This is a genomic window from Enterobacter hormaechei subsp. hoffmannii, assembly GCF_001729745.1.
In the GTDB taxonomy this organism is placed as follows: Bacteria; Pseudomonadota; Gammaproteobacteria; order Enterobacterales; family Enterobacteriaceae; genus Enterobacter; species Enterobacter intestinihominis.
Map to the genome: position 1 here is coordinate 4,072,711 of NZ_CP017186.1, position 26,433 is coordinate 4,099,143.

General features: G+C 51.0%; 36 protein-coding genes, 2 tRNA genes and 4 rRNA genes. 7 read left to right on the forward strand and 35 right to left on the reverse strand.

What is annotated here, in order from left to right:
- Positions 1-212 precede the first annotated feature (212 nt).
- A complete protein-coding gene (locus tag BFV65_RS19155) occupies positions 213-434 on the forward strand; it encodes a lipoprotein (protein WP_003860364.1) in 222 nt (73 codons plus the stop codon).
- A gap of 347 nt (positions 435-781) precedes the next feature.
- Here BFV65_RS19155 and rrf (BFV65_RS19160) read toward each other — a convergent pair.
- From rrf (BFV65_RS19160) to BFV65_RS19185, 6 genes are all read right to left on the reverse strand, one after another.
- Positions 782-897: ribosomal RNA gene (gene rrf / locus BFV65_RS19160) — 5S ribosomal RNA — on the reverse strand.
- Positions 898-940: 43 nt separating this feature from the next.
- A tRNA-Thr gene (locus BFV65_RS19165) sits at positions 941-1,016 on the reverse strand.
- Between the two features lie 14 nt (positions 1,017-1,030).
- Positions 1,031-1,146: ribosomal RNA gene (rrf, locus tag BFV65_RS19170) — 5S ribosomal RNA — on the reverse strand.
- Positions 1,147-1,217: 71 nt separating this feature from the next.
- Positions 1,218-4,122 (reverse strand): 23S ribosomal RNA (locus BFV65_RS19175).
- A gap of 182 nt (positions 4,123-4,304) precedes the next feature.
- Positions 4,305-4,380, reverse strand: a tRNA-Glu gene (locus BFV65_RS19180).
- Positions 4,381-4,464: 84 nt separating this feature from the next.
- Positions 4,465-6,006, reverse strand: a 16S ribosomal RNA gene (locus BFV65_RS19185).
- Together the 16S, 23S and 5S rRNA genes with 2 tRNA genes alongside form the textbook arrangement of a ribosomal RNA operon.
- Before the next feature lie 473 nt (positions 6,007-6,479).
- Between BFV65_RS19185 and BFV65_RS19190 the strand changes: the two genes are divergently transcribed.
- A complete protein-coding gene (locus BFV65_RS19190; protein WP_069597005.1) occupies positions 6,480-7,034 on the forward strand; it encodes a gamma carbonic anhydrase family protein in 555 nt (184 codons plus the stop codon).
- Here BFV65_RS19190 and BFV65_RS19195 read toward each other — a convergent pair.
- The 6 genes from BFV65_RS19195 to dprA are packed head-to-tail and all read right to left on the reverse strand — an operon-like array spanning position 7,010 to position 10,793.
- Complete coding sequence (locus BFV65_RS19195; RefSeq protein WP_022649578.1) at positions 7,010-7,258, reverse strand: DUF1488 family protein; 249 nt, start codon at positions 7,256-7,258, stop codon at positions 7,010-7,012. The genes BFV65_RS19190 and BFV65_RS19195 overlap by 25 nt on opposite strands.
- Entirely contained in the window at positions 7,255-8,073 is an 819-nt protein-coding gene (aroE, locus tag BFV65_RS19200; protein WP_023307090.1) for a shikimate dehydrogenase, read from the reverse strand. The genes BFV65_RS19195 and aroE overlap by 4 nt, the downstream gene beginning before the upstream one ends.
- A 4-nt stretch (positions 8,074-8,077) precedes the next feature.
- On the reverse strand, positions 8,078-8,650 hold the full coding sequence (gene tsaC, locus BFV65_RS19205) for an L-threonylcarbamoyladenylate synthase type 1 TsaC (RefSeq protein WP_022649580.1): 573 nt from the start codon (positions 8,648-8,650) through the stop codon (positions 8,078-8,080).
- Complete coding sequence (locus BFV65_RS19210) at positions 8,643-9,197, reverse strand: DNA topoisomerase family protein (RefSeq protein ID WP_023298754.1); 555 nt, start codon at positions 9,195-9,197, stop codon at positions 8,643-8,645. The genes tsaC and BFV65_RS19210 overlap by 8 nt, the downstream gene beginning before the upstream one ends.
- Positions 9,198-9,223: 26 nt before the next feature.
- Complete coding sequence (smg, locus tag BFV65_RS19215) at positions 9,224-9,697, reverse strand: DUF494 family protein Smg (RefSeq protein WP_000460665.1); 474 nt, start codon at positions 9,695-9,697, stop codon at positions 9,224-9,226.
- Positions 9,669-10,793, reverse strand: coding sequence for a DNA-protecting protein DprA (gene dprA / locus BFV65_RS19220; RefSeq protein ID WP_038416821.1), 1,125 nt, complete (start codon positions 10,791-10,793; stop codon positions 9,669-9,671). The genes smg and dprA overlap by 29 nt, the downstream gene beginning before the upstream one ends.
- Positions 10,794-10,920: 127 nt before the next feature.
- Here dprA and def point away from each other — a divergent pair, with 127 nt between their 5' ends.
- The 5 genes from def to mscL all read left to right on the forward strand — a co-directional run bounded on the left by def (position 10,921) and on the right by mscL (position 15,699).
- Positions 10,921-11,430 carry a peptide deformylase gene (gene def / locus BFV65_RS19225; RefSeq protein ID WP_006812188.1) on the forward strand — a complete coding sequence of 170 codons (510 nt, stop codon included), beginning with the start codon at positions 10,921-10,923 and terminating at the stop codon, positions 11,428-11,430.
- A 23-nt stretch (positions 11,431-11,453) separates the two neighbouring features.
- A complete protein-coding gene (gene fmt / locus BFV65_RS19230) occupies positions 11,454-12,401 on the forward strand; it encodes a methionyl-tRNA formyltransferase (RefSeq protein ID WP_069597006.1) in 948 nt (315 codons plus the stop codon).
- A 52-nt stretch (positions 12,402-12,453) separates the two neighbouring features.
- The gene (gene rsmB, locus BFV65_RS19235; protein WP_069597118.1) at positions 12,454-13,740 is read left to right on the forward strand and encodes a 16S rRNA (cytosine(967)-C(5))-methyltransferase RsmB; all 1,287 of its coding nucleotides are present in this window, start codon (positions 12,454-12,456) and stop codon (positions 13,738-13,740) included.
- Positions 13,741-13,762: 22 nt separating this feature from the next.
- Positions 13,763-15,139, forward strand: coding sequence for a Trk system potassium transporter TrkA (trkA, locus tag BFV65_RS19240; RefSeq protein ID WP_003863337.1), 1,377 nt, complete (start codon positions 13,763-13,765; stop codon positions 15,137-15,139).
- A gap of 146 nt (positions 15,140-15,285) precedes the next feature.
- Entirely contained in the window at positions 15,286-15,699 is a 414-nt protein-coding gene (gene mscL, locus BFV65_RS19245; RefSeq protein WP_003863335.1) for a large-conductance mechanosensitive channel protein MscL, read from the forward strand.
- Here mscL and BFV65_RS19250 read toward each other — a convergent pair whose 3' ends face one another.
- The 23 genes from BFV65_RS19250 to rplP all read right to left on the reverse strand — a co-directional run bounded on the left by BFV65_RS19250 (position 15,700) and on the right by rplP (position 26,428).
- A complete protein-coding gene (locus tag BFV65_RS19250; protein ID WP_022649585.1) occupies positions 15,700-15,915 on the reverse strand; it encodes an alternative ribosome-rescue factor A in 216 nt (71 codons plus the stop codon).
- A gap of 57 nt (positions 15,916-15,972) precedes the next feature.
- Positions 15,973-16,398, reverse strand: a complete 426-nt coding sequence (gene zntR, locus BFV65_RS19255; protein WP_003863328.1) for a Zn(2+)-responsive transcriptional regulator — start codon at positions 16,396-16,398, stop codon at positions 15,973-15,975.
- Positions 16,399-16,400: 2 nt separating this feature from the next.
- The gene (locus BFV65_RS19260) at positions 16,401-16,769 is read right to left on the reverse strand and encodes a DnaJ family domain-containing protein (protein ID WP_022649586.1); all 369 of its coding nucleotides are present in this window, start codon (positions 16,767-16,769) and stop codon (positions 16,401-16,403) included.
- A gap of 107 nt (positions 16,770-16,876) precedes the next feature.
- Positions 16,877-17,260 (reverse strand): 50S ribosomal protein L17, encoded by a 384-nt coding sequence (gene rplQ, locus BFV65_RS19265; RefSeq protein ID WP_001216368.1) that lies wholly within the window; start codon positions 17,258-17,260, stop codon positions 16,877-16,879.
- 40 nt (positions 17,261-17,300) lie between these two features.
- Positions 17,301-18,290: a DNA-directed RNA polymerase subunit alpha gene (locus BFV65_RS19270; protein WP_002919219.1), complete on the reverse strand. Its 990-nt coding sequence runs from the start codon at positions 18,288-18,290 to the stop codon at positions 17,301-17,303.
- 25 nt (positions 18,291-18,315) lie between these two features.
- Positions 18,316-18,936, reverse strand: coding sequence for a 30S ribosomal protein S4 (gene rpsD / locus BFV65_RS19275; protein ID WP_003863314.1), 621 nt, complete (start codon positions 18,934-18,936; stop codon positions 18,316-18,318).
- A 32-nt stretch (positions 18,937-18,968) separates the two neighbouring features.
- Positions 18,969-19,358 (reverse strand): 30S ribosomal protein S11, encoded by a 390-nt coding sequence (gene rpsK / locus BFV65_RS19280; RefSeq protein WP_003863312.1) that lies wholly within the window; start codon positions 19,356-19,358, stop codon positions 18,969-18,971.
- Between the two features lie 16 nt (positions 19,359-19,374).
- Entirely contained in the window at positions 19,375-19,731 is a 357-nt protein-coding gene (gene rpsM / locus BFV65_RS19285) for a 30S ribosomal protein S13 (protein ID WP_003863308.1), read from the reverse strand.
- 146 nt (positions 19,732-19,877) lie between these two features.
- A complete protein-coding gene (gene rpmJ / locus BFV65_RS19290; RefSeq protein WP_000868187.1) occupies positions 19,878-19,994 on the reverse strand; it encodes a 50S ribosomal protein L36 in 117 nt (38 codons plus the stop codon).
- Between the two features lie 31 nt (positions 19,995-20,025).
- Positions 20,026-21,357 carry a preprotein translocase subunit SecY gene (secY, locus tag BFV65_RS19295; RefSeq protein WP_003863305.1) on the reverse strand — a complete coding sequence of 444 codons (1,332 nt, stop codon included), beginning with the start codon at positions 21,355-21,357 and terminating at the stop codon, positions 20,026-20,028.
- Between the two features lie 7 nt (positions 21,358-21,364).
- A complete protein-coding gene (rplO, locus tag BFV65_RS19300; protein WP_014885468.1) occupies positions 21,365-21,799 on the reverse strand; it encodes a 50S ribosomal protein L15 in 435 nt (144 codons plus the stop codon).
- A gap of 3 nt (positions 21,800-21,802) precedes the next feature.
- Complete coding sequence (gene rpmD / locus BFV65_RS19305; RefSeq protein WP_003863301.1) at positions 21,803-21,982, reverse strand: 50S ribosomal protein L30; 180 nt, start codon at positions 21,980-21,982, stop codon at positions 21,803-21,805.
- A gap of 6 nt (positions 21,983-21,988) precedes the next feature.
- On the reverse strand, positions 21,989-22,489 hold the full coding sequence (gene rpsE, locus BFV65_RS19310) for a 30S ribosomal protein S5 (protein WP_003863299.1): 501 nt from the start codon (positions 22,487-22,489) through the stop codon (positions 21,989-21,991).
- Between the two features lie 14 nt (positions 22,490-22,503).
- Complete coding sequence (gene rplR, locus BFV65_RS19315) at positions 22,504-22,857, reverse strand: 50S ribosomal protein L18 (protein ID WP_003863297.1); 354 nt, start codon at positions 22,855-22,857, stop codon at positions 22,504-22,506.
- 9 nt (positions 22,858-22,866) lie between these two features.
- Positions 22,867-23,400, reverse strand: a complete 534-nt coding sequence (rplF, locus tag BFV65_RS19320) for a 50S ribosomal protein L6 (protein WP_003863296.1) — start codon at positions 23,398-23,400, stop codon at positions 22,867-22,869.
- 12 nt (positions 23,401-23,412) lie between these two features.
- Entirely contained in the window at positions 23,413-23,805 is a 393-nt protein-coding gene (gene rpsH / locus BFV65_RS19325) for a 30S ribosomal protein S8 (RefSeq protein ID WP_006178918.1), read from the reverse strand.
- A 30-nt stretch (positions 23,806-23,835) separates the two neighbouring features.
- Entirely contained in the window at positions 23,836-24,141 is a 306-nt protein-coding gene (rpsN, locus tag BFV65_RS19330) for a 30S ribosomal protein S14 (protein WP_003863291.1), read from the reverse strand.
- A gap of 14 nt (positions 24,142-24,155) precedes the next feature.
- On the reverse strand, positions 24,156-24,695 hold the full coding sequence (gene rplE, locus BFV65_RS19335; RefSeq protein ID WP_022649589.1) for a 50S ribosomal protein L5: 540 nt from the start codon (positions 24,693-24,695) through the stop codon (positions 24,156-24,158).
- Between the two features lie 14 nt (positions 24,696-24,709).
- The gene (gene rplX / locus BFV65_RS19340) at positions 24,710-25,024 is read right to left on the reverse strand and encodes a 50S ribosomal protein L24 (RefSeq protein WP_003863287.1); all 315 of its coding nucleotides are present in this window, start codon (positions 25,022-25,024) and stop codon (positions 24,710-24,712) included.
- Positions 25,025-25,034: 10 nt separating this feature from the next.
- Positions 25,035-25,406: a 50S ribosomal protein L14 gene (gene rplN / locus BFV65_RS19345; protein ID WP_002919748.1), complete on the reverse strand. Its 372-nt coding sequence runs from the start codon at positions 25,404-25,406 to the stop codon at positions 25,035-25,037.
- A gap of 166 nt (positions 25,407-25,572) precedes the next feature.
- The gene (rpsQ, locus tag BFV65_RS19350) at positions 25,573-25,827 is read right to left on the reverse strand and encodes a 30S ribosomal protein S17 (protein WP_002438707.1); all 255 of its coding nucleotides are present in this window, start codon (positions 25,825-25,827) and stop codon (positions 25,573-25,575) included.
- Positions 25,827-26,018, reverse strand: a complete 192-nt coding sequence (gene rpmC, locus BFV65_RS19355; protein ID WP_003863282.1) for a 50S ribosomal protein L29 — start codon at positions 26,016-26,018, stop codon at positions 25,827-25,829. The genes rpsQ and rpmC overlap by 1 nt, the downstream gene beginning before the upstream one ends.
- Positions 26,018-26,428 carry a 50S ribosomal protein L16 gene (gene rplP / locus BFV65_RS19360; protein ID WP_002919759.1) on the reverse strand — a complete coding sequence of 137 codons (411 nt, stop codon included), beginning with the start codon at positions 26,426-26,428 and terminating at the stop codon, positions 26,018-26,020. Before rplP ends, rpmC begins: the two co-directional genes overlap by 1 nt.
- Positions 26,429-26,433: the final 5 nt, after the last annotated feature.

Sequence of the window (26,433 nt, forward strand, 5' to 3'; positions counted from 1 at the left end):
TTTCCTGTCAGCATTCTAATAAAAAGACATCTCTTCACATTTCCTCCATAAATAATCAACGCCCCTCTTTTTTCTCCATGATTTTTACAATCCACACAATTTGAGATTATTCCCCGTGCTGTATGGTATTAGTGCGGTGGTAAAATAATCATCAATTCGTAAATTGCCGCATCGGCTCTTAAGCGAATAAGCGATCATATTGAGGTAACATCATGAAAAGATTCCTTTCCGTTGCACTCCTCGCTGCGCTGCTTGCGGGTTGCGCGCACGACTCTCCCTGTGTACCGGTATACGACGATCAGGGGCGACTGGTTCACACCAATACCTGTATGAAGGGGACTACCCAGGATAACTGGGAAACAGCAGGTGCGATTGCCGGTGGCGCCGCAGCAATAGCTGGCCTGACTCTCGGTATTGTCGCCCTGACTAAATAATCCTTTTAAAAGCGCGGCCATCGCCGCGCTTTTATTTTATCTAATCAAAGGGATGTATATTTCCCCTCTCAGATATCATCAGATAATTTTTAGATTCAGTATCCTGTTTTTTTATAGCCCTATTTCCTTACCCATACAACCTCCGTCTGAATCACTGAATTGATTTAACGCTGCTGCGAGTAAGCATTATGCATTCCGTGAATTCATTTATAGCTGGGTTAAGACGCTTTAATACGTCAAGTAAGGTATTAACGGCACTCGTTGGAATATCTGATAAGGAAATTGGTTTAGCTGAGGGCATAACGCAAAAAGGCCATCCTTTCGGATGGCCTTTCTACTTGTTTGATGTCTGGCAGTTCCCTACTCTCACATGGGGAGACCCCACACTACCATCGGCGCTACGGCGTTTCACTTCTGAGTTCGGCATGGGGTCAGGTGGGACCACCGCGCTAAAGCCGCCAGACAAATTCTTTTACTTCTTGCCGAACTTTAACCTAAGTATAAAGTGGTGCTGATACCCAGAGTCGAACTGGGGACCTCACCCTTACCAAGGGTGCGCTCTACCAACTGAGCCATATCAGCACGCTAAATTTGATGCCTGGCAGTTCCCTACTCTCACATGGGGAGACCCCACACTACCATCGGCGCTACGGCGTTTCACTTCTGAGTTCGGCATGGGGTCAGGTGGGACCACCGCGCTAAAGCCGCCAGGCAAATTCTGTTAATCTGTATCAGGCTGAAAATCGTGTCTGTCTCTCTTCGCCAAAACATCTTCGGCGTTGTAAGGTTAAGCCTCACGGTTCATTAGTATCGGTTAGCTCAACGCATCGCTGCGCTTACACACCCGACCTATCAACGTCGTAGTCTTCAACGTTCCTTCAGGAGACTTAAAGTCTCAGGGAGAACTCATCTCGGGGCAAGTTTCGTGCTTAGATGCTTTCAGCACTTATCTCTTCCGCATTTAGCTACCGGGCAGTGCCATTGGCATGACAACCCGAACACCAGTGATGCGTCCACTCCGGTCCTCTCGTACTAGGAGCAGCCCCCCTCAATTCTCCAGCGCCCACGGCAGATAGGGACCGAACTGTCTCACGACGTTCTAAACCCAGCTCGCGTACCACTTTAAATGGCGAACAGCCATACCCTTGGGACCTACTTCAGCCCCAGGATGTGATGAGCCGACATCGAGGTGCCAAACACCGCCGTCGATATGAACTCTTGGGCGGTATCAGCCTGTTATCCCCGGAGTACCTTTTATCCGTTGAGCGATGGCCCTTCCATTCAGAACCACCGGATCACTATGACCTGCTTTCGCACCTGCTCGCGCCGTCACGCTCGCAGTCAAGCTGGCTTATGCCATTGCACTAACCTCCTGATGTCCGACCAGGATTAGCCAACCTTCGTGCTCCTCCGTTACTCTTTGGGAGGAGACCGCCCCAGTCAAACTACCCACCAGACACTGTCCGCAACCCGGATTACGGGTCTACGTTAGAACACCAGCCATTAAAGGGTGGTATTTCAAGGTTGGCTCCACGCAGACTGGCGTCCACGCTTCAAAGCCTCCCACCTATCCTACACATCAAGGACCAGTGTTCAGTGTCAAGCTATAGTAAAGGTTCACGGGGTCTTTCCGTCTTGCCGCGGGTACACTGCATCTTCACAGCGAGTTCAATTTCACTGAGTCTCGGGTGGAGACAGCCTGGCCATCATTACGCCATTCGTGCAGGTCGGAACTTACCCGACAAGGAATTTCGCTACCTTAGGACCGTTATAGTTACGGCCGCCGTTTACCGGGGCTTCGATCAAGAGCTTCGCGTTGCCGCTAACCCCATCAATTAACCTTCCGGCACCGGGCAGGCGTCACACCGTATACGTCCACTTTCGTGTTTGCACAGTGCTGTGTTTTTAATAAACAGTTGCAGCCAGCTGGTATCTTCGACTGATTTCAGCTCCGTCCGCAGGGACTTCACCTACATATCAGCGTGCCTTCTCCCGAAGTTACGGCACCATTTTGCCTAGTTCCTTCACCCGAGTTCTCTCAAGCGCCTTGGTATTCTCTACCTGACCACCTGTGTCGGTTTGGGGTACGATTTCGTGTTACCTGATGCTTAGAGGCTTTTCCTGGAAGCAGGGCATTTATCACTTCAGCACCGTAGTGCCTCGTCATCACACCTCAGCGTTAATAAGGTACCGGATTTACCTGGAACCTCCGCCTACATGCTTAAACCGGGACAACCGTCGCCCGGCTGACATAGCCTTCTCCGTCCCCCCTTCGCAGTAACACCAAGTACAGGAATATTAACCTGTTTCCCATCGACTACGCCTTTCGGCCTCGCCTTAGGGGTCGACTCACCCTGCCCCGATTAACGTTGGACAGGAACCCTTGGTCTTCCGGCGAGCGGGCTTTTCACCCGCTTTATCGTTACTTATGTCAGCATTCGCACTTCTGATACCTCCAGCATGCCTCACAGCACACCTTCAACGGCTTACAGAACGCTCCCCTACCCAACAACACATAGTGTCGCTGCCGCAGCTTCGGTGCATGGTTTAGCCCCGTTACATCTTCCGCGCAGGCCGACTCGACCAGTGAGCTATTACGCTTTCTTTAAATGATGGCTGCTTCTAAGCCAACATCCTGGCTGTCTGTGCCTTCCCACATCGTTTCCCACTTAACCATGACTTTGGGACCTTAGCTGGCGGTCTGGGTTGTTTCCCTCTTCACGACGGACGTTAGCACCCGCCGTGTGTCTCCCGTGATAACATTCTTCGGTATTCGTAGTTTGCATCGGGTTGGTAAGCCGGGATGGCCCCCTAGCCGAAACAGTGCTCTACCCCCGAAGATGAATTCACGAGGCGCTACCTAAATAGCTTTCGGGGAGAACCAGCTATCTCCCGGTTTGATTGGCCTTTCACCCCCAGCCACAGGTCATCCGCTAATTTTTCAACATTAGTCGGTTCGGTCCTCCAGTTAGTGTTACCCAACCTTCAACCTGCCCATGGCTAGATCACCGGGTTTCGGGTCTATACCCTGCAACTTAACGCCCAGTTAAGACTCGGTTTCCCTTCGGCTCCCCTATACGGTTAACCTTGCTACAGAATATAAGTCGCTGACCCATTATACAAAAGGTACGCAGTCACCCCATAAAGAGGCTCCCACTGCTTGTACGTACACGGTTTCAGGTTCTTTTTCACTCCCCTCGCCGGGGTTCTTTTCGCCTTTCCCTCACGGTACTGGTTCACTATCGGTCAGTCAGGAGTATTTAGCCTTGGAGGATGGTCCCCCCATATTCAGACAGGATACCACGTGTCCCGCCCTACTCTTCGAGTTCACAGCAAGTGTGCTTTCGTGTACGGGACTATCACCCTGTACCGTCGGACTTTCCAGACCGTTCCACTAACACACAAGCTGATTCAGACTCCGGGCTGCTCCCCGTTCGCTCGCCGCTACTGGGGGAATCTCGGTTGATTTCTTTTCCTCGGGGTACTTAGATGTTTCAGTTCCCCCGGTTCGCCTCGTTAACCTATGTATTCAGTTAACGATAGTGCAACGAATTGCACTGGGTTTCCCCATTCGGACATCGCCGGGTCAAAGGTTCATATCACCTCGCCGGCGCTTTTCGCAGATTAGCACGTCCTTCATCGCCTCTGACTGCCAGGGCATCCACCGTGTACGCTTAGTCGCTTAACCTCACAACCCGAAGATGTTTCACTTCTGATTGCGAAAATTTGAGAGACTCGAACACACATGAGCTGTGTGTCGTTTCAATTTTCAGCTTGATCCAGATTTTTAAAGAGCAAATATCTCAAACATGACTCGCAAGTCAGTTTTGAGATATGACGGCAGGTGACTTTCACTCACGAACCAGCAAGTGGCGTCCCCTAGGGGATTCGAACCCCTGTTACCGCCGTGAAAGGGCGGTGTCCTGGGCCTCTAGACGAAGGGGACGTACAGTCTCAATCGCAAGACGCCTTGCTATTTACTTTTCATCAGACAATCTGTGTGAGCACTGCAAAGGCAGGTTCTTTAAGGTAAGGAGGTGATCCAACCGCAGGTTCCCCTACGGTTACCTTGTTACGACTTCACCCCAGTCATGAATCACAAAGTGGTAAGCGCCCTCCCGAAGGTTAAGCTACCTACTTCTTTTGCAACCCACTCCCATGGTGTGACGGGCGGTGTGTACAAGGCCCGGGAACGTATTCACCGTGGCATTCTGATCCACGATTACTAGCGATTCCGACTTCATGGAGTCGAGTTGCAGACTCCAATCCGGACTACGACGCACTTTATGAGGTCCGCTTGCTCTCGCGAGGTCGCTTCTCTTTGTATGCGCCATTGTAGCACGTGTGTAGCCCTACTCGTAAGGGCCATGATGACTTGACGTCATCCCCACCTTCCTCCAGTTTATCACTGGCAGTCTCCTTTGAGTTCCCGGCCTAACCGCTGGCAACAAAGGATAAGGGTTGCGCTCGTTGCGGGACTTAACCCAACATTTCACAACACGAGCTGACGACAGCCATGCAGCACCTGTCTCAGAGTTCCCGAAGGCACCAAAGCATCTCTGCTAAGTTCTCTGGATGTCAAGAGTAGGTAAGGTTCTTCGCGTTGCATCGAATTAAACCACATGCTCCACCGCTTGTGCGGGCCCCCGTCAATTCATTTGAGTTTTAACCTTGCGGCCGTACTCCCCAGGCGGTCGACTTAACGCGTTAGCTCCGGAAGCCACGCCTCAAGGGCACAACCTCCAAGTCGACATCGTTTACGGCGTGGACTACCAGGGTATCTAATCCTGTTTGCTCCCCACGCTTTCGCACCTGAGCGTCAGTCTTTGTCCAGGGGGCCGCCTTCGCCACCGGTATTCCTCCAGATCTCTACGCATTTCACCGCTACACCTGGAATTCTACCCCCCTCTACAAGACTCTAGCCTGCCAGTTTCGAATGCAGTTCCCAGGTTGAGCCCGGGGATTTCACATCCGACTTGACAGACCGCCTGCGTGCGCTTTACGCCCAGTAATTCCGATTAACGCTTGCACCCTCCGTATTACCGCGGCTGCTGGCACGGAGTTAGCCGGTGCTTCTTCTGCGGGTAACGTCAATCGACAGGGTTATTAACCCTGTCGCCTTCCTCCCCGCTGAAAGTACTTTACAACCCGAAGGCCTTCTTCATACACGCGGCATGGCTGCATCAGGCTTGCGCCCATTGTGCAATATTCCCCACTGCTGCCTCCCGTAGGAGTCTGGACCGTGTCTCAGTTCCAGTGTGGCTGGTCATCCTCTCAGACCAGCTAGGGATCGTCGCCTAGGTGAGCCGTTACCCCACCTACTAGCTAATCCCATCTGGGCACATCCGATGGCAAGAGGCCCGAAGGTCCCCCTCTTTGGTCTTGCGACGTTATGCGGTATTAGCTACCGTTTCCAGTAGTTATCCCCCTCCATCAGGCAGTTTCCCAGACATTACTCACCCGTCCGCCACTCGTCAGCGAAGCAGCAAGCTGCTTCCTGTTACCGTTCGACTTGCATGTGTTAGGCCTGCCGCCAGCGTTCAATCTGAGCCATGATCAAACTCTTCAATTTAAGTTTGATGCTCGTGAATTAAACTTCGTAATGAATTACGTATGTTCACTCAGAGACTTGGTATTCATTTTTCGTCTTGCGACGTTAAGAATCCATGTCACTTTGAGTGCCCACACAGATTGTCTGATAAATTGTTAAAGAGCAGTTGCGACGCGCTTCAGCGCTCTGTCGCGAGGTGGCGTATATTACGCTTTCCTCTTTCAGAGTCAACCCGTTATTTCAGGATTTTTCTCTTCAACCGACCGGGTAGTCTGTGAAGTGATTCACATCTGCCGTGTCGATGGAGGCGCATTATAGGGATCCCAGTTTTTAGCACAAGTATTTTTTAGATCTTTTTTTCCAACTGATGATTTTCCGTGCTTTTCGCTGAAAACCCACCCGATCCGCTTAAAAATTGACGCATTTTGCCTTGCCTCGCTCCAGGAATACGATCAAAGTCTTCTTTAATAACGCTCATCTGTATCGAGGTAGATATGTTTGCAGTATTACGTCCTTATAAACATCTGTTCCCCCAAAAAGGCGATCGCGTGATGATCGATGCCAGCAGCGTGGTCATTGGTGATGTTCGCATGGCCGATGATGTCAGCATCTGGCCACTTGTCGCGATCCGGGGCGATGTTAACTACGTTGCAATCGGTGCACGCACCAATATTCAGGACGGCAGCGTGTTGCATGTGACTCATAAGTCATCTTATAACCCTGAGGGCAACCCGCTCATTGTTGGGGAAGATGTTACCGTCGGCCATAAAGTGATGCTCCACGGCTGCACGATCGGTAACAGGGTTCTCGTTGGGATGGGATCGATTTTGCTGGATGGCGTCATTGTAGAAGATGACGTAATGATTGGCGCAGGGAGTCTTGTTCCGCAAAACAAGCGTCTTGAAAGTGGGTATCTCTATTTAGGCAGCCCGGTTAAACAGATCCGCCCCCTAAAAGAGACGGAGATCGAAGGATTGAAATACTCAGCGAACAATTACGTTAAATGGAAAAATGACTATCTGGATCAGGATAACCAGATCCAACCCTGATCGTCTTCCTGCTGATCGCGGATCAAATCGCTGGCATCCTCTTCCAGGTCCCAGCGATTTTCGCAAAAGACCGCTAACGGATCTGCCCCCCCAAAGCGCTGAAGCAACGTTTCCCCTTTAATCGCACAGGTAAGCTGCATACCATGCACCAGCACCGGGAAACAAACCGCTTGCTTGTTTTCATCCCAGATTTCTCTGTCGGGAAAATGAATCGCCTGATTCACGCCGTCAGTTCCTGTTTGAGCTTTTCAATCACCGGTTCTACAGCGGGTAACAGGCCATGCCAGAGTAGCACCGCATGAGCCGCCTGCCCCACCAGCATTCCCAGACCATCAGCCACGTGTTTTGCCCCCTGTTGTTCGCACCAGGTCAGAAAGGGCGTTTTCCCTTTTTGATAAAACATGTCATAGGCGTAGATGTGGGAATGAATCAGGGATGCAGGAATCGCCGGGATCTCTCCATTAATACCGCTTGAGGTGGCATTAATCACAAGATCAAATTCGTGACGCGCGAGATCGTCAGGTGCTACCGCAGCTACGCTGCCTGTGTGTGCGAACAACGCCGCCAGCTCTTCTGCTCTGGAGAAAGTACGGTTGGTGATTGTCACCGCACAATCCAGCGAAAGAAGAGGAAGCAATACGCCGCGCGAGGCGCCACCCGCGCCGATCAGCAGGATCCGAAAGCCTGGTTTAATAAACGACAATCGCTCCAGATCGCTGAGTAAACCAATCCCATCGGTGTTATCGCCCAGAAGGCGACCATCTTCAAGCCGCTTAAGAGTATTGACGGCGCCAGCGAGCGACGCACGTTCGGTCAGTTCATCCGCGCGCCCGAAAGCCTCTTCTTTAAAAGGCACCGTGACGTTCGCACCTTTACCACCCGCATCAAAAAAGCTATTCAGCGTCGGTATAAATGCATCAACAGGCGCAAGAACCCGACCATACGGGTGATCTATATGCAATTGCTCCGCAAACAGCCGATGGATCAGAGGCGACTTGCTGTGCGCGATCGGGTTACCAAAAACAGCATAGGTTTCCATCACATTATCCCTGGCGAAAACGTTCGCCGGTCAAGGCATCGCGAATTTCTGACGGGTTAAGACGACCACCGGTTTCACCCACGGCTACCGGGAAATCATTCCCGAACTGCGCCAGAACTTCTTCGGTTGTCCGACAAGGGGGAAGCCCGGTCAGGTTGGCGCTGGTTGAAACCAGAGGTTTACCAAACGCCTGGCATAACTCCACCACCAGCGGATGGTCGGTGACACGTACCGCGAGTGAATCGAAACGCCCGGTTAACCAGCGCGGCGTTGTCGGCTGTGCAGGAAAAACAAACGTCACGGGACCAGGCCACGCAGAGAAAATGGTTTCCCGCTGTGCAGGTGTCAGCATGGAATCATCAATATAAGGCTTAAGCTGCTCGTAGTTCGCAGCGATCAAAATCAATCCTTTTTCGACAGGCCGCTGTTTTAGCGCCAGCAGACGGTTAACGGCGACTTCGCTGTCAGGATCACACCCGACCCCGAAAACGGCTTCTGTTGGATAGGCGATGACTTCTTCTTTTTTCAGGATTTCCACCGCCTGCGCGATGGAGCCTGATGGCAGGTTATTATTCACTGATTTGATCCGCCGAAACCGGCTTTCCACATTGTTTACTGGCGCAAAAGCGTTTCAAGCCTTGCGCGGTTTTCTTCTCTATAAGTAACGGATAATCGCAATGAGAGCAGACGCCCGCTACTGGTTTGAAATTGATGACGAACTGGCATTCAGGATAGCGATCGCACGAATGGAAGGTCTTGCCATAACGAGAGCGCCGCTGCACCAATTGGCCACGCTGGCACTGAGGGCAGGCAATTGCCGTTTCATCTGGCTTATCAATTTGTTCCGTATGTTCACACTCCGGGTAGCGGCTGCATCCGATAAACATCCCGAACCGCCCCTGCCGCAGCGCCAGTTCACCGCCACAGAGAGGACAAAGCTGTCCCTCCAGAATTTTGACGATATGTCCATCCGCCTGGCTTTTCAGGGGACGGACATAATCACATTCCGGATAGTGTGAACAACCGAGAAACGGACCGTGTTTCCCGGACCGAATAACAAGTTCTGCCCCGCACTGTGGGCAGGGCTCGTTTTTATGCACCGTGAAGAGTGCTGATTTGGCCATAACAACTCTTGTTGCTGCACATAGAATTAATGCAGCATACCTTCATTCACTTCAAAGAGTAATTCTTCCATTTGCTGATAGGCATTTTCACAGCCTGGAATGTTGAACAGAACCATCAGGATCACCCATTTCAGATCTTCCAGTTCAAACTCAGCAGTATCCAGCGCCATGACGCGCTCTATCACCATCTCTCTCGTTTCGAGGTTTAGCACCTGAATCTGCTCGAGGAATAAAATGAATCCCCGGCAGCTGGCATCCAGCCTTTCACACTCTTCAGCTGTATAGATGCGCACAGACAATGGGTCAGAAGCAAGCTGCATCGGTTCGGCGAGGCCGTCCTGATAATCAGCCAACTTATCCAGCCACATCAACGCATTATATATATCTTCCCGCTCAAAACCTGCGTCGGTCAGATCCCGTGTTAATTTGTCCTGATCCACCTGCATTTCTGCTTCGTTGTGGATGTAAGTCTCAAACAAATACATCAGTACGTCGAACATGGCATGCCCTCCTTAATCGGACATAGCCGCCGGGTACAGCTGCGATCCACCCTGCTAACTCCAGTTCGAGTAGCTGTGCTACCGTTACTGGCACAGGTTGGCCGGCACGTTCAGCGACAACGTCAACAGGTGTTACCTCATCTCCTACGTTAGCCAGGAGCTTGGGAAATGGCAATGCTACTGCCTCCTGATCCGATGAAATATGTCGCTTTTGGAGATCATCCTGCAACCAATGCAGTCCATACTGCAAATTTTCAAGGATATCTTCTTTGCAGGTCACCAGCGTCGCCCCCTGTTTTATCAGCCAGTGAGGGCCTTCGCAGCCGGGGTTCCCCAACGGGCCGGGCAGCGCAAAAACTTCACGCCCCTGCTCCAGTGCGCACCTTGCGGTAACCAGCGATCCACTCCGAATCGCAGCTTCGACCACCAGCACACCCTGGCTTAACCCACTGATGATCCGGTTACGCCGTGGAAAGTTACCCGGTCTGGGCGGTGTTGAGAGTGAAAACTCAGACACTATTGTCCCCTCTGAAGCGATAAGTTGCTCAGCCAGAATGTGATGACGACGCGGATAGAGACTAAAAAGACCATTGCCAAGCACGGCGACACTTCGCCCTTTTGCAGACAACGCCGCATGATGTGCTACACCGTCGATGCCGCAAGCCAGACCACTGGTGATCGTAAAGCCACATTGGGACAGCTGTTCGCTCAGCATTTTCCCCCAACGCTCGCCATACCACGAGGGCGCACGGCTGCCCACAACCGCAAGCTGCATGCTATTAAGCACGTCAACGCGGCCTCGCACAAATAGCGCCCCGGGAAAATCAGGGATAGAACGCAACAATGGCGGGAAGCGAGGATCATCCGCCGTGAGAAGGTGGTTGTCGGCGTGTTCCAGCCATTCCAGACTACGTTCAAGCTCACTCTCACTGAACGAAAAAAACTTTACGGCATGTTTGGGCGAAAGCCCTGACGCGTTGACAGCTTCAGCATCGACGGTTGCCTGGCGAAGCAGCCTCTGCGCAATCTCCAGCATCGCATCACCGTATAACGACCCAATGTTTATAAGCCGTAACCATATCTCTGTGGACGTCATCCTTTTCCCTGCCATAAGCAGCCTCAGCAATCTTTGCGATTGGTCACTGATGCTGTCAATCGACCGGGGATTTGTCTAGAATAGAAGTAATATTCTTATCAACTCCTGAACACGACTCTGGAAATTTATGGCAGTTTTGCAAGTGTTACATATTCCTGACGAGCGCCTTCGCATCGTCGCGGAACCGGTTAAAGAAGTGAATGCAGAAATTCAGCGTATCGTCGATGATATGTTCGATACCATGTACGCTGAAGAAGGCATTGGCCTTGCCGCGACCCAGGTAGACATTCACAAACGTATTATTGTGATCGACGTTTCTGAAAATCGTGATGAGCGCCTGGTGCTGATCAACCCTGAGCTGCTGGAAAAAAGCGGCGAAACAGGTATTGAGGAAGGCTGTCTGTCTATCCCTGAACAGCGCGCTTTGGTGCCACGTGCCGAAAAAGTTAAAATCCGCGCACTGGATCGTGACGGCAATCCGTTTGAGCTGGAAGCCGACGATCTGCTGGCAATTTGCATTCAGCATGAGATGGATCACCTGGTCGGTAAACTGTTTATCGATTACCTCTCACCTCTGAAGCAACAGCGTATTCGTCAGAAAGTTGAGAAACTGGATCGTTTGCGTTCTCGCGCTTAACGCCCCCGGATACAAGGAATAACGTGTCTACATCACTACGTATAATCTTCGCGGGTACCCCTGATTTTGCAGCGCGTCATCTCGACGCGCTGTTAACGTCTGGCCATCAGATTGTTGGCGTATTTACTCAGCCGGACCGTCCGGCTGGCCGCGGTAAAAAACTGATGCCTGGCCCGGTTAAGGTACTGGCAGAAACACATGGTTTACCGGTTTTCCAGCCTGCGTCATTACGACCTGAGGAAAACCATAAGTTAGTGGCAGACCTGAACGCGGACGTGATGGTAGTTGTGGCTTACGGCCTCATTCTGCCGAAAGCGGTACTTGATATGCCCCGCCTGGGCTGTGTTAACGTTCATGGTTCTTTGCTCCCACGCTGGCGTGGTGCAGCCCCTATTCAGCGCGCTCTGTGGGCAGGCGATGCTGAAACTGGCGTGACAATCATGAAGATGGACGTAGGTTTAGACACGGGCGACATGCTGTATAAACTGGCGTGTCCCATCACCGCAGAAGATACCAGCGCCACGCTGTATGACAAGCTGGCGGATCTCGGCCCGCAGGGGCTGATTGAGACGCTGCAACAGCTTGCTGACAATACAGCGACACCTGAAGTGCAGGATGAGGCACAGGTGACCTATGCTGAGAAACTGAGTAAAGAAGAAGCCCGGATCGACTGGTCCCTGTCAGCAGCTCAACTCGAACGCTGCATCCGCGCCTTTAATCCATGGCCGATGAGCTGGTTGATGATTGATGAGCAGCCAGTGAAAGTCTGGAAAGCTTCAGTTATTAACGGCAATGCATCGGCAGAGCCCGGTACGATTATCGACGCCAGCAAAAACGGTATCCAGGTTGCGACCGGAGAAGGGATACTGAATCTTGAATCGCTGCAACCGGCCGGTAAAAAGGCAATGAGCGCGCAGGATCTATTAAATTCTCGTCGTGAATGGTTCATCCCTGGCAATCGCCTTGCCTGAACAAATTTATTCTTAAGGCCCGGTGTTTCCGGGCATTTTTATTTTTACGGTTATGAAAAGACAAAATCTACGCACTATGGCGGCTCAGGCCGTTGAGCAGGTTATCGAGCAGGGCCAGTCACTGAGTAATGTCCTGCCTCCACTGCAACAAAAGGTTTCCGATAAAGACAAAGCCCTGCTTCAGGAGCTGTGCTTTGGCGTGCTGCGCACCCTCTCTCAGCTTGAGTGGTTGATTAACAAGCTGATGTCACGCCCGATGAGCGGCAAGCAGCGTACCGTGCATTATTTGATCATGGTCGGTTTCTACCAGCTTCTTCATACCCGCATTCCACCTCATGCTGCGCTGGCCGAGACAGTGGAGGGTGCCGTTGCGATTAAACGTCCTCAGCTAAAAGGATTGATCAACGGCGTGCTGCGTCAGTTCCAGCGTCAGCAGGACGAACTGCTGGCAGAATTTGCGCAAAGCGAAGCGCGCTTCCTTCACCCTGAATGGCTGCTGAATCGCCTTAAAAAAGCCTACCCACAGCAATGGCAAGACATTGTGGATGCCAATAATCAACGTCCGCCGATGTGGTTACGCGTCAATCGTAACCATCATACACGCGACGCATGGCTGGCCCTGCTGGAAGAGGCCGGAATGAGCGGCTTCACACACGCTGCTTATCCTTATGCGGTTCGTTTAGCCTCCCCTGCACCGGTACATGCATTACCCGGTTTTGAAGAGGGCTGGGTAACGGTACAGGACGCATCTGCTCAGGGCTGCATGACCTGGCTTGAGCCGAAAGACGGGGAGCAGATCCTCGATCTCTGTGCAGCGCCAGGGGGGAAAACAACGCACATCCTGGAAGTGGCGCCGCAGGCCAGCGTGATGGCCGTGGATGTTGATGAGCAGCGCCTTTCACGCGTCTATGACAACCTTAAGCGTCTGGGTATGAAAGCACAGGTTAAGCAAGGCGATGGACGCAAACCCGCTGACTGGTGTGGTGATACCCGGTTCGATCGCATTTTGCTGGACGCCCCCTGCTCAGCAACCGGCGTGATTCGTCGTCATCCCGATATCAAATGGCTGCGTCGCGATCGTGATATCAAGGAGCTTGCCCAGTTGCAATCCGAAATTCTGGATGCCATCTGGCCGCATCTCAAACCCGGCGGAACCCTGGTGTATGCAACCTGCTCTGTTCTCCCGGAAGAGAACAGTCAGCAAATTGCGGCTTTCCTGAAACGCACCCCGGACGCTACGCTGCACGATACGGGAACGCCTGAGCACCCGGGTCTGCAAAACCTGCCGGGCGCAGAAGAGGGTGATGGTTTCTTTTACGCTAAGCTAATCAAAGAGTGATGTTGAGAACAGGTCACAAAAGATGAAAATTATCATTCTGGGCGCAGGGCAAGTTGGCGGAACGCTGGCGGAAAATCTCGTGGGCGAAAACAACGATATCACCATTGTGGATACCAATGGCGATCGCCTGCGCGTTTTGCAGGACAAGTTCGACCTCCGCGTTGTTCAGGGGCACGGCTCTCATCCACGTGTGCTTCGGGAAGCGGGCGCGGACGATGCCGACATGCTGGTTGCAGTAACCAGTTCTGATGAAACCAACATGGTTGCATGTCAGGTGGCCTACTCGCTTTTCAACACCCCAAACCGCATCGCCCGCATTCGTTCTCCGGACTATGTCCGGGATGCGGAGAAGCTGTTTAATTCCGAAGCGGTACCCATCGACCATCTTATTGCGCCTGAACAGCTGGTTATCGACAGTATTTATCGTCTGATTGAGTACCCGGGCGCGTTGCAGGTTGTGAACTTTGCTGAAGGGAAAGTAAGCCTGGCGGTCGTGAAGGCTTATTACGGGGGCCCGCTGATTGGTAATGCCCTGTCGACAATGCGCGAGCATATGCCACATATCGATACGCGTGTTGCGGCGATTTTCCGTCACGACAGACCTATTCGTCCGCAAGGTTCCACCATTGTAGAAGCCGGGGATGAAGTCTTCTTTATTGCGGCTTCTCAGCATATCCGTGCGGTGATGAGTGAACTACAGCGTCTCGAAAAACCGTATAAACGTATTATGCTGGTTGGCGGCGGTAATATTGGCGCAGGTCTGGCGAGACGGCTGGAAAAAGACTACAGCGTGAAGCTGATCGAACGGGATCAACAACGCGCGTCAGAGCTGGCTGAAAAACTTCAGAATACCATCGTGTTTTATGGCGATGCTTCGGATCAGGAATTGCTGGCCGAAGAGCATATCGATCAGGTTGATCTTTTTATTGCCGTCACCAACGACGACGAAGCGAATATTATGTCCGCCATGCTCGCTAAACGTATGGGGGCGAAAAAAGTTATGGTGCTTATCCAGCGTAAGGCTTATGTCGATCTGGTACAGGGTAGCGTAATTGATATTGCTATTTCACCCCAGCAAGCCACCATCTCTGCCCTGCTAAGCCATGTGCGTAAAGCGGATATTGTCGGCGTGTCATCTCTTCGTCGTGGTGTTGCTGAAGCCATTGAAGCCGTCGCTCACGGGGATGAAACGACGTCACGCGTTGTTGGTCGCGCAATCGATGAAATTAAACTTCCACCAGGCACCATTATCGGCGCAGTAGTGCGAGGTAATGATGTGATGATCGCCAATGATAATTTACGTATTGAGCAGGGTGACCACGTTATTATGTTCCTGACCGATAAAAAATTTATTACCGACGTCGAGCGTTTATTCCAGCCAAGCCCGTTCTTCCTGTAATGATTTGGGTGCTCAGACGAGGGCACCCAAATATTAACCTTCTAATTTTCATGCCTTTTATTTTTCATAACGATTATTTATCCCCAATGGCAATTAGCTAATCATTTGTTAAACTTATAGGCGTCAGCTGGCACAAGGAGAACATAATGAGTTTTATTAAAGAATTTCGCGAATTTGCGATGCGCGGGAATGTGGTGGATTTGGCTGTGGGTGTCATTATTGGTGCGGCGTTCGGTAAGATCGTTTCATCATTAGTCGCCGACATTATTATGCCGCCGTTAGGACTGTTGATTGGAGGCATTGATTTCAAACAATTCGCCTTCACCCTTCGGGAAGCTCAGGGCGATATCCCTGCGGTTGTAATGCACTACGGCGTATTCATTCAGAACGTATTTGATTTCGTGATCGTGGCATTTGCCATTTTCATGGCGATCAAACTTATCAACAGACTTAACCGTAAAAAAGAAGAACCGGCTGCTGCCCCGCCAGCACCAACTAAAGAAGAAGTCTTACTGACTGAAATTCGCGATCTGTTAAAAGAGCAGAATAACCGCGTTTAATCAGGCGAGAGAAACAGAAAGGCCAGTGGTAAAAAAGCGATTAGCTTGCTTGCCACTGGCCTCCCAGTTACCACGTTGTGCATGTTTACCTTTACGCAAATAACTCCCTTTTCCCTTCTTGTTCTTCTCAACACGCTGTCTAAAAAGCGGGTCGTGAAGCAATGCCTCAATGGCGTTATCCTTAATTTGTCCCTTAGTATGCTGATAGCGGCTCATCATTTCTCCTGAGCATAGTTAATGTCGGCGGGAGTCTAGTCCGTGGCTGATAAAAAATCAACAACCCTGAGTTTCACTACTGGCGCCCTGTTCAAGGGCTTCCAGTATTGAGCAATAAACACTGCTGTGAGCAGTACCGCAGCACGCGTCATTCAGCCTTTGTAGAGATCGTTGCATGGCCTGCAGCTCCTGAATTCGTCCTTCAACTTCATCCAGCCGGGCCTGAACGATGCTTTTAGATTCCTGACACGTATGATGTTCAGGATCGATACGGATCGACAGCAGTTCACGGATCGACTCCAGCGTGAAGCCGAGTTGCCGGGCATAGCGGATAAAACGAAGGCGTTGGAGGTCGTTATCCGTATAAAGGCGAAATCCACCTTCTGTTCTGACCTCATGATCGATCATCTGCTGCTTTTCGTAGTAGCGGATAGTATCCGGCGTTACGTTAGCAAGCTTCGCAAGTTCACCTATGCGGTACATGGCTACTCCTCGTTTATTTTTTGCATTAACCTTTCACTGTACTCACCATGCAAAAAGTCAGTATTCATTCCCGTCTGGCGCAGTTTTATTTCGATGAGCGCTAATCGACGGCTGATTTCGGAGTACCGCGGGTCATTCTTATGAATGCCTTTAAGCAGATCGGCAAGCTCGACGGCTTCATTGCGTTGCTGAAGTTCAGGGGGTAAACAACCTGCGTTTTTCAGTAAGCGATAACCGGCTCGTAATTCAGGGGGAATGTGTGAATCATCGTCCAGCACCAGTGGCTCACCGCTACCGGGGAGATTTTCAAACTCGCCTTTGTTTTGGGCATCGCTAATATGGCGTTCAGCCCACTGATCGAGCAACCACATAATGATCTCCAGGGGATGAGCAGAAAAGATACAGACATTGTAAATAAGTGGAGATTCTGCGGATATAAAAAAACCCGCCGAGGCGGGTTTTTTTACGTTACTACAGATTACTCTGCAGCAGCTTCTGCTTTCTCTGAACGATCAACCAGCTCGATGTATGCCATCGGCGCGTTGTCGCCTGCACGGAAGCCACACTTCAGAATGCGAGTGTAACCACCGGCACGGCTCGCGAAACGCGGGCCCAGTTCGTTAAACAGTTTTGCCACGATCTCGTTATCACGAGTACGGGCGAATGCCAGACGACGATTAGCAACGCTGTCAGTCTTGGCAAGAGTAATCAGCGGCTCAACTACGCGACGCAGCTCTTTCGCTTTAGGCAGGGTCGTCTTGATGATTTCATGACGAACCAGTGAACCTGCCATGTTGCGGAACATAGCCTGGCGATGGCTGCTGTTGCGGTTCAGTTGACGACCACTCTTACGATGGCGCATGACCTTATCCTTCTCAGTAAAACCTTAACCTGTGATCCGGTTACTCGTCAGCAATGCTTGCTGGTGGCCAGTTTTCCAGGCGCATGCCCAGAGACAGACCACGTGAAGCCAGCACGTCTTTAATCTCGGTAAGAGATTTTTTACCCAGGTTCGGCGTTTTCAGCAACTCAACCTCGGTACGCTGTACCAGATCACCGATATAGTGGATAGCTTCTGCCTTGAGGCAGTTAGCAGAGCGGACAGTCAATTCCAGATCGTCAACAGGGCGCAGCAGGATCGGATCGAATTCTGGTTTCTCTTCTTTCACTTCCGGCTGACGTACATCACGTAAGTCAACGAAAGCTTCCAGTTGTTCTGCCAGGATGGTTGCCGCACGACGAATCGCCTCTTCAGGATCGATTGTGCCATTGGTTTCCATTTCGATGACCAGCTTGTCCAGGTCGGTACGCTGTTCTACACGCGCTGCTTCAACATTGTAGGCAATACGCTCTACAGGGCTGTAGCATGCGTCGACCAGCAGACGGCCGATTGGGCGCTCATCTTCTTCCGAATGAATTCGGGCAGAAGCCGGCACATAACCACGACCGCGCTGAACTTTGATACGCATGCTAATAGCTGCGTTCTCATCGGTCAGGTGGCAGATCACGTGCTGCGGCTTGACGATTTCAACATCACCGTCGTGGGTGATGTCGGCTGCAGTCACAGGGCCAATGCCAGATTTATTCAGAGTAAGAATAACTTCATCTTTACCCTGAACTCTCACCGCCAGCCCTTTCAGGTTGAGCAGGATTTCAAGGATATCTTCCTGAACGCCTTCTTTGGTGCTGTACTCATGAAGTACACCATCAATCTCAACCTCGGTCACCGCGCAACCCGGCATCGATGAGAGCAGAATACGGCGCAGTGCGTTACCCAGAGTATGGCCAAAGCCACGCTCTAAAGGCTCAAGGGTCACCTTGGCGTGCGTCGAACTCACTTGCTCGATATCTACCAGGCGCGGTTTTAGAAACTCTGTCACAGAACCCTGCATTGTGTCCTCTCTTTGGTACTAAGCTTTACTTGGAGTAAAGCTCGACGATCAGGTGTTCGTTAATGTCCGCAGACAGATCAGAACGCTCAGGCTGACGCTTGAACGTACCTTCCATCTTGCCAGCATCAACTTCCAGCCAGGTTGGCTTTTCACGCTGCTCAGCCAGCTCCAGAGCGGCTTTCACGCGAGATTGCTTTTTCGCTTTCTCACGAATGCTAACAACGTCATTCGCTTTAACCTGATAAGAAGCGATGTTAACAACACGACCGTTTACCATGATTGCTTTATGGCTAACCAACTGGCGTGATTCAGCACGAGTCGCGCCGAAGCCCATACGGTATACAACGTTGTCCAGACGACCTTCCAGCAGAGCCAGCAGGTTTTCACCTGTGTTGCCTTTCAGACGTGCTGCTTCTTTATAGTAGTTACGGAACTGACGCTCCAGCACACCGTAGATACGGCGAACTTTTTGCTTTTCACGCAACTGCACACCATAGTCAGACAGACGCGGTTTACGCGCACCGTGCTGGCCAGGAGCTTGTTCAATTTTACACTTGGTATCGATCGCGCGAACGCCAGACTTAAGGAATAAGTCGGTGCCCTCACGACGGCTCAGCTTGAGCTTAGGACCCAAATATCTTGCCATTTTCTATCTCCAACTAACCTAAAAAACGAGCGTTATACGCGACGTTTTTTCGGCGGACGACAACCGTTATGAGGGATCGGAGTCACATCAGTAATATTCGTGATGCGGAAACCAGCGGCGTTCAGAGCGCGAACAGTAGATTCACGACCCGGACCCGGACCTTTAACCATAACTTCCAGATTCTTGATGCCGTATTCTTTTACGGCTTCAGCGCAACGCTCTGCTGCAACCTGAGCTGCGAACGGAGTGGATTTGCGAGAACCACGGAAACCGGAACCACCGGCTGTTGCCCAACCCAATGCGTTACCCTGACGATCAGTAATAGTAACGATGGTGTTGTTGAAAGAAGCATGGATATGAGCCACGCCGTCAGAGACTTGTTTTCTTACACGTTTACGTGCACGAACTGGTGCCTTTGCCATTATTCAATCACCCCGATTATTTCTTGATCGGTTTGCGCGGACCCTTACGGGTACGTGCGTTGGTCTTAGTACGCTGACCGCGCACTGGCAGACCACGACGATGACGCAAACCGCGATAGCAACCAAGATCCATCAGGCGCTTGATGCTCATGCTGATTTCACGGCGCAGATCACCTTCAACGACAAATTTGGCAACTTCGTCACGCAGCGTGTCGATTTGTTCTTCAGACAGCTCACTGATCTTAACATCTTCAGCGATACCCGCTGCAGCCAGAATGGCTTTGGAACGGGTCTTGCCGACGCCGTAGATCGAAGTTAATGCGATCACAGCATGTTTCTGATCAGGAATGTTAATGCCTGCTATACGGGCCACTATGCACTCCTACTATTTAATATGTACGCACCATGCTGAAAAGCCCGTTTTCAGGATACTCAAATGGAAACGTACAGACATACAAAAGATTGGCTGGCTAATCTAGCCAGCTCAACCCAACTTTGCAAGAAAAATATGCGAAATAATCAGCCTTGGCGCTGTTTATGCTTCGGCTCGGCACTGCAAATCACACGGATGACACCATCACGCTTAACGATTTTGCAGTTACGGCATAATTTCTTGACGGAAGCACGAACTTTCATTTTTACTCTCCGTAACTTCTCAGACGACCATTTAGCGGCCGTAGCCTTTCAGGTTCGCCTTCTTCAATGCAGACTCATACTGACTGGACATCATCAGAGTTTGCACTTGAGCCATAAAGTCCATAATCACGACAACAACGATAAGCAGTGAGGTCCCACCGAAGTAGAACGGTACTTTCATTGCATCACGCATGAACTCCGGGATCAGGCAGATAAAAGTAATATAAAGCGCACCAACCAAAGTCAGGCGAGTCATTACTTTATCGATATACTTCGCCGTTTGCTCTCCCGGACGAATTCCTGGTACAAATGCACCGGACTTCTTCAGGTTATCTGCTGTTTCACGCGGGTTGAAGACCAACGCCGTGTAGAAGAAACAGAAGAAGATGATCGCAGACGCATAGAGTAACACATAAAGTGGTTGCCCAGGCTGCAAATACAGCGAAATTGTTGTCAGCCAGTTCCAACCAGTACCGCCCCCGAACCATGACGCGATGGTTGCCGGGAACAGAATAATACTGGAAGCGAAGATAGCCGGGATAACCCCCGCCATATTCACTTTCAGCGGTAAATGTGTGCTCTGTGCAGCATAGACACGACGACCCTGCTGACGTTTAGCGTAGTTCACCACAATGCGGCGTTGACCACGTTCAACGAAGACAACAAAGAACGTCACTGCAAATACTAATACTGCAACCAACAGCAACAGGAGGAAGTGCAGGTCGCCTTGACGCGCTTGCTCGATAGTATGGGCGATGGCCGGCGGGAGACCCGCAACGATACCGGCGAAGATAATGATTGAGATACCGTTACCGATACCTCGTTCAGTAATCTGTTCGCCGAGCCACATCAGGAACATGGTCCCTGTGACCAGACTTACAACAGCGGTGAAATAGAATGCAAAGCCTGGGTTTAATACCAGGCCCTGCATACCAGGCATATTCGGAAGACCGGTAGCAATACCGATCGACTGGAATATTGCCAGCACCAGAGTGCCGTAACGGGTGTACTGGCTAATCTTACGACGTCCAGACTCCCCTTCTTTCTTCAACTCTGCCAGGGCCGGATGAACGACCGTCAGCAGTTGGATAATAATCGATGCCGAAATGTACGGCATAATACCCAGTGCGAAAATAGAAGCACGGCTGAGAGCACCACCAGAGAACATGTTGAACATTTCAATGATGGTGCCTCGCTGTTGCTCAAGCAGTTTGGCAAGTACAGCGGCATCAATACCAGGGATCGGAATAAAAGAGCCAATACGGAACACAATCAGCGCGCCGATTACAAACAGCAGTCTGCGTTTCAGCTCGCCAAATCCACCTTTGGCACTTTGAAAATCTAATCCCGGTTGCTTAGCCATCTGCTACTTATTCCTCAATTTTACCGCCAGCAGCTTCGATAGCAGCACGAGCACCTTTAGTAACACGCAGGCCACGAACAGTTACCGGAGTAGAAACTTCACCAGACAGGATCACTTTCGCGAACTCGATCTGGATACCGATAATGTTAGCTGCTTTCAGCGTATTCAGGTCTACAACGCCGCCTTCAACTTTCGCCAGGTCAGACAGACGGATTTCCGCTGTAATCGCTGCTTTGCGAGAGGTGAAGCCGAACTTCGGCAGACGACGGTACAGTGGCATCTGGCCACCCTCGAAACCGCGACGTACGCCACCGCCAGAACGAGAGTTCTGACCTTTGTGACCACGACCACCGGTTTTGCCGAGGCCAGAACCGATACCACGACCCAGGCGTTTACCCGCCTTTTTAGAGCCTTCGGCCGGAGACAGAGTATTTAAACGCATCTCTTACTCCTCAACTTTAACCATGAAGTAAACCGCGTTGACCATACCACGAACAGCAGGAGTATCCTCGCGCTCAACGGTATGACCAATACGACGCAGACCCAGGCCAAGCAGCGTTGCCTTGTGTTTCGGCAGACGACCGATTGCACTGCGGGTTTGAGTGATTTTAATAGTCTTTGCCATGGTCAATTACCCCAGAATTTCTTCAACGGATTTACCACGCTTGGCAGCGACCATTTCTGGAGAATTCATATTTTCCAGGCCATCAATAGTTGCACGAACCACGTTGATCGGGTTGGTGGAACCATATGCTTTAGCCAGAACGTTATGAACTCCAGCAACTTCCAGAACGGCGCGCATTGCACCACCGGCGATGATACCGGTACCTTCGGAAGCTGGCTGCATGAATACACGAGAACCCGTGTGAACACCTTTAACTGGGTGTTGCAGGGTACCGTTGTTCAGCGCGACGTTAATCATATTGCGACGGGCTTTTTCCATCGCTTTCTGGATCGCTGCTGGAACTTCACGCGCTTTACCGTAACCAAAACCAACGCGACCGTTACCATCACCCACTACAGTCAGAGCTGTGAAGGAGAAAATACGACCACCTTTAACGGTTTTAGATACGCGGTTTACCGCGATCAGCTTTTCCTGCAGTTCGCCAGCCTGTTTTTCGATGTGAGCCATCTTACACCTCTACCTTAGAACTGAAGGCCAGCTTCACGGGCAGCATCTGCCAGTGCCTGGACACGACCATGATATTGGAACCCGGAACGGTCAAAGGAAACATTGCTGATGCCTTTTTCCAGAGCGCGTTCTGCAACAGCTTTACCTACAGCTGCAGCGGCGTCTTTGTTACCGGTATACTTCAATTGTTCTGAGATAGCTTTTTCTACAGTAGAAGCAGCTACCAGAACTTCAGAACCGTTCGGTGCAATTACCTGTGCGTAAATATGACGCGGGGTACGATGTACCACCAGGCGAGTTGCACCCAGCTCTTTGAGCTTGCGGCGTGCGCGGGTCGCACGACGGATACGAGCAGATTTCTTATCCATAGTGTTACCTTACTTCTTCTTAGCCTCTTTGGTACGCACGACTTCGTCGGCGTAACGAACACCCTTGCCTTTATAAGGCTCAGGACGACGGTAGGCGCGCAGATCTGCTGCAACCTGACCGATCAGCTGTTTATCAGCGCCTTTCAGCACGATTTCAGTCTGAGTCGGGCATTCTGCAGTGATTCCGGCCGGCAGCGGATGCTCAACAGGGTGTGAGAAGCCCAGAGACAGGCCTACTGCATTCCCTTTGATAGCTGCACGATAACCTACACCAACCAGCTGAAGCTTTTTAGTGAAGCCTTCGGTAACACCAACAACCATTGAGTTCAGCAGGGCACGCGCGGTACCAGCCTGAGCCCATCCATCCACGAAACCATCACGTGGACCGAAGGTCAGAGCGTTATCTGCATGTTTAACTTCAACAGCTTTGTTGAGGGTACGAGTCAGCTCGCCGTTTTTACCTTTGATCGTAATAACCTGACCGTCGATTTTGACATCAACGCCGGCAGGAATAACGACCGGTGCTTTAGCAACACGAGACATTCTTTCCTCCGATTAGGCTACGTAGCAGATAATTTCGCCACCAAGACCAGCCTGGCGCGCTGCACGATCAGTCATAACACCTTTAGAGGTAGAAACAACTGCGATACCAAGACCAGCCATTACTTTTGGCAGCTCATCTTTTTTCTTATAGATGCGCAGGCCTGGGCGGCTGACACGCTGAATGCTTTCTACAACAGCTTTACCCTGGAAATACTTGAGAGTAAGTTCCAGTTCCGGCTTGGTGTCGCCTTCAACTTTAAAATCTTCGATAAAACCTTCTTCCTTCAGCACGTTGGCAATTGCCACTTTCAGCTTGGCGGAAGGCATGGTGACCGCAACTTTGTTCGCGGCCTGACCGTTACGGATACGGGTCAGCATATCCGCGATCGGATCTTGCATGCTCATCTGTCTTTACTCCCGTGATTCAATTGGTAATTACCAGCTAGCCTTTTTCAAGCCTGGTACTTCACCGCGCATGGCGGCTTCACGCAGTTTGATACGGCTCAACCCAAACTTGCCCACATAACCATGTGGACGACCTGTTTGACGACAGCGGTTACGCTGACGAGACGGGCTGGAATCACGCGGCAGAGACTGCAGCTTGAGAACCGCATTCCAACGATCTTCGTCGGAAGCGTTCACATCAGAAATGATCGCTTTCAGTTCAGCGCGTTTAGCGAAGAATTTATCAGCTAAAGCTACGCGCTTTACTTCGCGTGCTTTCATTGATTGCTTAGCCATTCAGTAACCCTACCTTACTTGCGGAACGGGAAGTCAAAGGCAGCCAGCAGAGCACGGCCTTCTTCATCAGATTTCGCAGTAGTGGTAATGGTAATATCCAAACCACGCACGCGGTCGACTTTATCGTAGTCGATTTCTGGGAAGATGATCTGCTCACGGACACCCATGCTGTAGTTACCACGACCGTCGAAAGACTTAGCGGACAAGCCACGGAAGTCACGGATACGTGGAACAGCAATAGTGATCAGGCGCTCAAGGAACTCCCACATGCGTTCGCCACGCAGAGTTACTTTACAGCCGATCGGATAGCCCTGACGGATTTTGAAGCCTGCAACAGATTTGCGTGCTTTGGTGATCAGCGGTTTTTGACCGGAGATTGCTGTCAGGTCAGCTGCTGCGTTATCCAGCAGTTTCTTGTCAGCGATCGCTTCACCAACACCCATGTTCAGGGTGATCTTCTCGACCCGAGGGACTTGCATGACAGAATTGTAGCTAAACTCAGTCATGAGTTTGTTAACTACTTCGTCTTTGTAGTAATCATGCAGTTTCGCCATCGTACTACTCCAAATTACTTGATAGTTTCGCTGTTAGACTTGAAGAAACGGACTTTTTTGCCGTCTTCGAATCTAAAGCCTACACGGTCAGCCTTACCGGTAGCCGCATTGAAGATTGCAACGTTAGAAACCTGAATAGCAGCTTCTTTTTCAACGATGCCGCCTGGTTGGTTCAGGGCCGGAACCGGCTTCTGATGTTTCTTAACCAGGTTGATACCTTCAACGACGAGTTTGCCGGAAGACAGAACATTTTTTACTTTACCGCGTTTACCTTTATCTTTACCGGTTAACACGATAACTTCGTCATCACGACGGATTTTCGCTGCCATGATTCGCTCCTTAGAGTACTTCTGGTGCCAGAGAGATAATTTTCATGAACTTCTCAGTACGAAGTTCACGAGTTACCGGCCCAAAGATACGCGTGCCGATAGGCTGCTCGCTGTTATTGTTTAAAATAACGCATGCATTACCATCGAAGCGAATGACAGAACCGTCAGGGCGACGAACACCCTTCTTGGTGCGCACCACTACCGCCTTCAGCACATCACCTTTTTTGACCTTACCACGTGGAATTGCTTCCTTGATGGTGATCTTGATGATGTCGCCTACGCCTGCGTAGCGACGGTGCGAGCCACCCAGAACCTTGATACACATTACGCGACGTGCACCGGAGTTGTCGGCGACGTTCAGCATAGTCTGTTCTTGGATCATTTTAGTGCTCCGCTAATGTCAACTACTACCTGAGACTCTAAAATCAGAGCCGTTAAAAAGCCCCATATCGAGGGCGCGGCATTATAACACCGCTTCTGCAATATGGGTAGAAAAAATAAACGGCTCATTGCTGAGCCGTTTATTCGTATTGAGAATGCGTACTCTATTACAGAACCGCTTTCTCTACAACGCGAACCAGCGTCCAGGACTTAGTCTTGGACAGTGGACGGCATTCACGGATTTCAACCTTGTCGCCGATACCACATTCGTTGTTCTCGTCATGTACGTGCAGTTTGGTCGTACGCTTGATGAATTTACCGTAGATCGGGTGTTTCACAAAACGTTCGATAGCTACAACAATGGATTTCTCCATTTTATCGCTAACAACACGACCTTGCAGAGTACGGATTTTATCGGTCATTACGCACCCGCCTTCTGAGTCAGTAAAGTCTTAACGCGCGCAACATTGCGACGCACTTGCTTCAGCAGGTGAGTCTGTTGCAGCTGGCCACTTGCAGCCTGCATACGCAGGTTGAACTGCTCACGCAGCAGGTTCAGCAGCTCAGCGTTCAGCTCTTCAACGCTTTTTTCACGCAGCTCTTTTGCTTTCATTACATCACCGTCTTAGTTACAAAGGTGGTTTTGATAGGCAGTTTCGCTGCTGCCAGGCCGAAGGCTTCACGGGCCAGCTCTTCCGGAACACCGTCCATTTCATAAAGGACTTTGCCCGGTTGGATCAAGGCAACCCAGTATTCCACGTTACCTTTACCTTTACCCATACGAACTTCCAGTGGCTTCTCGGTGATCGGTTTGTCCGGGAATACACGGATCCAGATCTTACCTTGACGCTTAACTGCACGGGTCATTGCACGACGTGCTGCTTCGATCTGACGTGCAGTCAGACGACCACGGCCAACAGCTTTCAGACCGAAAGTGCCGAAGCTAACATCCGTACCCTGCGCCAGACCACGGTTGCGGCCTTTGTGCACTTTACGGAATTTTGTACGCTTTGGTTGTAACATCAGCG